The following is a 5,628-nucleotide window of genomic DNA, read 5'->3' as shown; positions in this document are numbered from 1 at the left end:
TACAGCATTATCGTCGGAAGGCCGCCCAGACCAAGCCCGGCTCCCACAGATTCGGCGCCAGCCAGTGGCATAGGAATCACAGAGGACTTTACGCCGGACGCGGACCTGTGGGAGCTGGGCTTGCCCGCGACTTAGTCGATTTGATCTACAGCTAACCGCTGTCCAGCGCTGTTTCAGAAAAATCTGAAGAATGCCGAAGCACACCACTCGTCGGCAGGCAGTCACAAAGCCGTTCGACTGGTATCATGCGCGGCTTTTTCCGACCTGCACAAAATCCGCGGGCCGCTTCGGCAGTCTGTGCTTTGCTGTTCTAGTCGATTCATTCACGACGCAGGCGCGTCACCGGGGAGCCAGACATGCTGGAACGGCTGTTTCAACTCAAGGCACACAACACCAACGTGCGCACCGAGATTCTCGCGGGCGTCACGACCTTTCTGGCGATGGCCTACATCCTGTTCGTCAACCCGAGCATCCTCGGCGCGACCGGCATGGACAAAGGCGCGCTGTTCGTCGCCACCTGTCTGGCGGCCGCCATCGGCTCGGCCACCATGGGCATCATCGCCAACTACCCGATTGCCCTCGCACCGGGCATGGGCCTGAACGCGTTCTTTACCTATACCGTTGTGCTGCACTTGGGGCACACCTGGCAGGTGGCGCTGGGTGCGGTGTTTATTTCGGCGGTGCTGTTTTTCATTCTGTCGATCTTCCGTATCCGTGAATGGATCATCAACAGCATCCCGCTGCCCCTGCGCTCGGCGATTGCTGCGGGTATCGGCCTGTTCCTGGCTTTGATCGCCCTGCACAACGCTGGCATCGTGGTCAGCAACCCGGCCACCATGATCGGCATGGGTGATCTGAAGCAACCGGCACCGGTACTCGCTACTCTGGGCTTCTTCCTGATCATCGCCCTGGAAAGACTCAAGGTCCGTGGCGCCGTATTGATCGGCATTCTGGCGGTGACAATCGTCTCGATTGCTTTGGGCTTCACGCCGTTCGGCGGCGTGGTCTCGATGCCTCCTTCGCTGGCCCCGACCTTTTTGCAACTGGACATCAAAGGCGCTTTTGACGTCGGCCTGATCAGCGTGATCTTCGCCTTCCTGTTCGTCGACCTGTTCGACAACTCCGGCACCCTGATCGGCGTCGCCAAGCGCGCCGGGCTGATGGACAAGAACGGCCACATGCCGAAGATGGGCCGTGCGCTGATCGCCGACAGCACCGCCGCTATGGCCGGTTCGCTGTTGGGCACCTCGACCACCACCAGTTACATCGAATCTGCGGCTGGCGTCAGCGCTGGCGGCCGCACCGGTCTGACCGCCATCGTGGTTGCGATCCTGTTTCTGCTGGCGTTGTTCTTCGCGCCACTGGCGGGCAGTGTCCCGGCGTACGCGACCGCTCCTGCGCTGTTGTTCGTGGCGGTATTGATGGCATCTGGTCTGGCCGAAATCGATTGGGACGACCTGTCTGTTGCCGCGCCAGTAGTGATTACTGCGCTGGCGATGCCGTTCACCTACTCCATCGCCAACGGCATTGCATTTGGTTTCATCGCCTGGACAGGCATCAAGCTGTTGTCGGGCCAGTGGCGCGAGCTGAATCCCGCCTTGGTGATCCTGTCGATTCTGTTCGTTGTTAAATTGGGTTGGTTTCCGGCATGAGTGCGAGTATCCCCTTCGATCCTGCGAGCTATGACACTCAGCTCCAGGCCAAAGCAGATCGCCTGCGTGAACTGCTGGCCCCTTTTGATGCGCCCGAGCCGCAGGTGTTTGACTCGCCCAAAGAAAACTACCGGCTGCGCGCCGAGTTCCGCCTGTGGCGCGAAGACCAGAAGCGTCACTACGCGATGTTCACCCCCGGCGATAACAAGAACCCGATCCTGCTGGACGGTCTGCCTATCGCCAGCTTGCGCATCAACGCCCTGATGCCCGTACTGCGCGACCGCTGGGAAGCCAGCAAGGTGCTTAACCATAAGCTGTTCCAGGTGGACTTCCTGACCACACTGGCGGGCGATGCGATGATCACCCTGTGTTATCACCGCCCGCTGGACGATGAGTGGCTGGCCGAGGCTGAAAAGCTGGCCGCCGATCTGGACGTGAGCCTGATCGGCCGCTCCAAAGGCCAGCGTCTAGTGATTGGTCGTGATTATGTGACAGAAGAGCTGGAAGTCGCCAGTCGCCCCTTCAGTTACCGTCAACCCGAAGGTGCGTTCACCCAACCCAACGGTACCGTGAACCAGAAGATGCTCGACTGGGCGTACGCCGCGCTGGGCGACCGTGAGGATGATTTGCTTGAGCTGTATTGCGGCAACGGCAACTTCACCCTGCCGCTGGCAACCCGAGTGCGCAAAGTGCTGGCGACCGAAATCAGCAAGACATCGGTTAACGCCGCCTTGAGCAATCTGGCCGATAACGCGGTGGATAACGTGACGCTGGTGCGCCTGTCGGCAGAAGAACTGACCGAGGCACTGAATGAAGTGCGTCCGTTCCGCCGCTTGCACGGCGTGGACCTGAAGAGCTACGACTTCGGCAGCGTGTTCGTCGACCCGCCCCGCGCCGGTATGGATCCGGACACCTGCGAGCTCACCCGCCGCTTCGAACGCATCCTGTACATCTCCTGCAACCCGGAAACCCTGGCCGCCAACATCGCGCAACTCCACGATACGCACCGTGTGGAGCGTTGCGCGCTGTTTGATCAGTTTCCGTATACCCACCATATGGAGTCCGGGGTGTTGCTCGTCAGGCGCTGATGCTCTCCTTTGGAAACACACCCTGTGGGAGCGAATTCATTCGCGATACGGTAGAACAGACGATAAACAGGTATCGAATGTACTGGCCTCTTCGCGAATGAATTCGCTCCCACACAGACTGTGTGAAAACGTAGCGAGCGACGGCAAGACAAGGCAAAAACAGGCGAAAAAGCGGAGTCTAGGTGTTCTAAATGAGCATTTTTCGCCTGTTTTTAACGCAGTATTGCCGAGCGCAGTAGTTTTCACACAGTCTGCACAGGTGTTTTTACCTAACCTTGGTCACAACGCTTTTATCTGCCCAATCCCCACCGCCTTAGGCCCCTCGCCGATGCCGTTTTCCAGTGGCGCACCAAACGCATCAAGGCTGATCTGGAAACGATCACCGGGTTGCGTCCTCACGCCATCGGCAAACGACAAAGTTGCGGTGCCAAAGTAGTGAATGTGCACATCCCCCGGACGCAGGAACTGCGCGTACTTGAAGTGGTGATATTCAAGGTTCGCCAGGCTGTGGCACATGTTGTCCTCGCCACTCAAAAATTCCTTCTCCCAGAGCACCTCTCCATCACGCAAAACCCGACTCATGCCGGACAGATGACGCGGCAGTTCACCGACCCGCAACTCCGGGCCGTACGCGCAATAGCGCAGCTTGGAGTGCGCCAGATACAGGTAGTTACGGCGCTCCATCACGTGGTCGGAAAACTCGTTACCCAGTGCATAACCCAAACGATACGGCTGACCGTTGTCGCCGATCACATAGAGGCCGGTCAACTCAGGCTCCTCGCCCGCATCTTCAGCAAATGACGGCACCGGGAAATCCCCCCCAGGCCGCACGACAATGCTGCCATCGCCTTTGTAGAACCATTCTGGCTGAGCGCCGACCTGACCGGCTGCAGGCTTGCCGCCTTCGATGCCCCACTTGAAGATCTTCATGGTGTCAGTCATGCCCGCCTCGACCTGACCGTCATGTTGATGCATTTTGTCCCGCGCCGAAGCGCTGCCCAAGTGAGTCAAACCAGTGCCACTGATCAGGCAATGGGCCGGATCTTCGTGATCCAGCGGCGGCAGTACCTGGCGGTTTTGCAGCAAAGAGGCGTAATCCGGACCGGGTTCAGTGCCACGGCTGGCCACTTCATCGGCCAGGCTTTTTCCGGCGCGAATGGCGGCAAGGGCCAATTCGCGTGTGCTTGGAGTTTGACGTACTACGTTGATCGAGTTGCCATCGACGACACCAACCTGGCGTTGACCGGATTGGGTTTCAAATTGGATAAGGCGCATTAGTAGTCCCCACAGAATGAATTCTGTAGGAGCGCGCTTGCCCGCGAAGGGGTCATACCTGCCGCTAGAGATGCATCGAATGTACCGACGTCATCGCGGGCAAGCGCGCTCCTACAAATCGAGCATTACTCGATAATGTTGAAATCGCTCAGATACTCGTCGGAGATTTCCAGCCCCAGGCCCGGTTTGTTGTCGTCCAGCTGGATATAACCGTTGACCGGCTGTGGCTCGCCCTTGAACACGTAGTAGAACAGCTCGTTGCCGACCTCGACGTCGAACACCGGGAAGAACTCGGCCATCGGCGAGGCGGTGGTGGACATGGTCAGGTGATAGTTGTGCATCTGCCCGGCATGGGGAATCACGGGCACTGACCACGCTTCGGCCATGGCGTTGATCTTGCGGGCGGCGGTGATACCGCCGACGCGGTTGGTGTCGTACTGGATAACATCCACAGCACGGCGTTCCAGCAAGTCCTTGAAGCCGTACGAGGTGAATTCGTGCTCGCCGCCGGAGATCGGCATAATGTTCATCTTCTTCAGCTCGATATAGCCTTCGATGTCATCGGCAATCACCGGCTCTTCCAGCCAACGTGGCTCGAACTCGGCCAGTTTCGGCAACATGCGACGGGCGTATTCCAGGGTCCAGCCCATGTAGCACTCGAGCATGATGTCCACATCTGGCCCGGCCAGCTCACGCAGCGCACGCACCTGCTCGATGTTGCGACGCATGCCTGCGGGGCCGTCTTTCGGGCCATAACCGAAGCGCATTTTCAGGGCGGTGAAGCCTTGATTCAGATAGCCCTGAGCTTCTTCGAGAAACAGGTCGAGGTTGTCATTGGCATAGAGCTTGGAGGCGTAGGTCCAGATCTTTTCCTTGGTGCGCCCGCCCAGCAGTTTGAAGACCGGCTTGTTCACGGCCTTGCCCATAATGTCCCAGATGGCGATGTCGATGGCCGAGATGGCCGCCATGCCGATGCCTTTGCGGCCCCAGGCGTGGCTCTGGCGATACATTTTTTGCCAGATGTATTCGTTGTCGAACGGGTCTTCGCCAATGGCGATGGGGGCCAGGTATGTATCAATGATTTCCTTGGCCACACGCGGCGCCAGGGCGCAGTTACCGATACCGACCAGACCGGTGTCAGTTTCAATTTCCACCACCAGCCAGCCATGGAAACGGAACGAGCCCATGGCATCGCCACGTTCGAAAAGGATGTCGCTGGCATTGGTGCAGAAGTGGGCCTGGGGAGGGACAACCTTGCCTTTCCATTCGAAGACACGGGTGCGGATAGCTTTGATTTTCATGGGCTGCTTTTCCTTGTGTGCCGGTATGTCCTGCATGGCGCGGGACCGGCTTTTTGTAGTTGTTGATCGACAAGTCGATGGGGAAATTTAGCCAGCTGGAAGAGGTGTCGGCTAATCACTTATGCGTATCCAGTGATAGCCTGGAGTGATCGGTTTGGAGATATCTTCAACGTCGGAGTTATCGGCCTGGAATGAATTGTGGGAGCCGGGCTTGCCCGCGATAGGTTCAACACGGTATCTGATACCGAGTCGTTGTTCTTTGTCGTTTTAACAAATACGAGCCCCACACACACGCAGAAATAAGCAATTGCG

The 5,628-nt window shown here is 58.2% G+C and carries 4 protein-coding genes; 2 read left to right on the top strand and 2 right to left on the bottom strand.

Features of this window, described 5'->3' with window-relative positions:
* Positions 1-356 precede the first annotated feature (356 nt).
* Together RX972_RS06455 and trmA are read left to right on the top strand one after the other, a co-directional pair.
* Entirely contained in the window at positions 357-1,652 is a 1,296-nt protein-coding gene (locus RX972_RS06455) for an NCS2 family permease (protein WP_316873440.1), read from the top strand.
* Positions 1,649-2,740: a tRNA (uridine(54)-C5)-methyltransferase TrmA gene (trmA, locus tag RX972_RS06450; RefSeq protein WP_316873439.1), complete on the top strand. Its 1,092-nt coding sequence runs from the start codon at positions 1,649-1,651 to the stop codon at positions 2,738-2,740. The genes RX972_RS06455 and trmA overlap by 4 nt, the downstream gene beginning before the upstream one ends.
* A 279-nt stretch (positions 2,741-3,019) precedes the next feature.
* Here the strand turns inward: trmA and araD1 are convergent, their stop codons facing one another.
* Together araD1 and RX972_RS06440 are read right to left on the bottom strand one after the other, a co-directional pair.
* Entirely contained in the window at positions 3,020-4,015 is a 996-nt protein-coding gene (gene araD1 / locus RX972_RS06445) for an AraD1 family protein (RefSeq protein ID WP_316873438.1), read from the bottom strand.
* Positions 4,016-4,140: 125 nt separating this feature from the next.
* Positions 4,141-5,316: an L-rhamnonate dehydratase gene (locus RX972_RS06440; RefSeq protein ID WP_032627344.1), complete on the bottom strand. Its 1,176-nt coding sequence runs from the start codon at positions 5,314-5,316 to the stop codon at positions 4,141-4,143.
* Positions 5,317-5,628 lie beyond the last annotated feature (312 nt).

The organism is Pseudomonas syringae group sp. J309-1, assembly GCF_032582135.1.
Taxonomy (GTDB): Bacteria; Pseudomonadota; Gammaproteobacteria; order Pseudomonadales; family Pseudomonadaceae; genus Aquipseudomonas; species Aquipseudomonas quasicaspiana.
This window is presented reverse-complemented; position numbering and strand designations above follow the sequence as displayed.

Coding starts and splice junctions, on each gene's coding strand:
- RX972_RS06440 (WP_032627344.1), bottom strand. CDS start 5,316: ATGAAAATCAAAGCTATCCGCACCCGTGTCTTCGAATGGAAAGGCAAG.
- RX972_RS06455 (WP_316873440.1), top strand. CDS start 357: ATGCTGGAACGGCTGTTTCAACTCAAGGCACACAACACCAACGTGCGC.
- trmA (WP_316873439.1), top strand. CDS start 1,649: ATGAGTGCGAGTATCCCCTTCGATCCTGCGAGCTATGACACTCAGCTC.
- araD1 (WP_316873438.1), bottom strand. CDS start 4,015: ATGCGCCTTATCCAATTTGAAACCCAATCCGGTCAACGCCAGGTTGGT.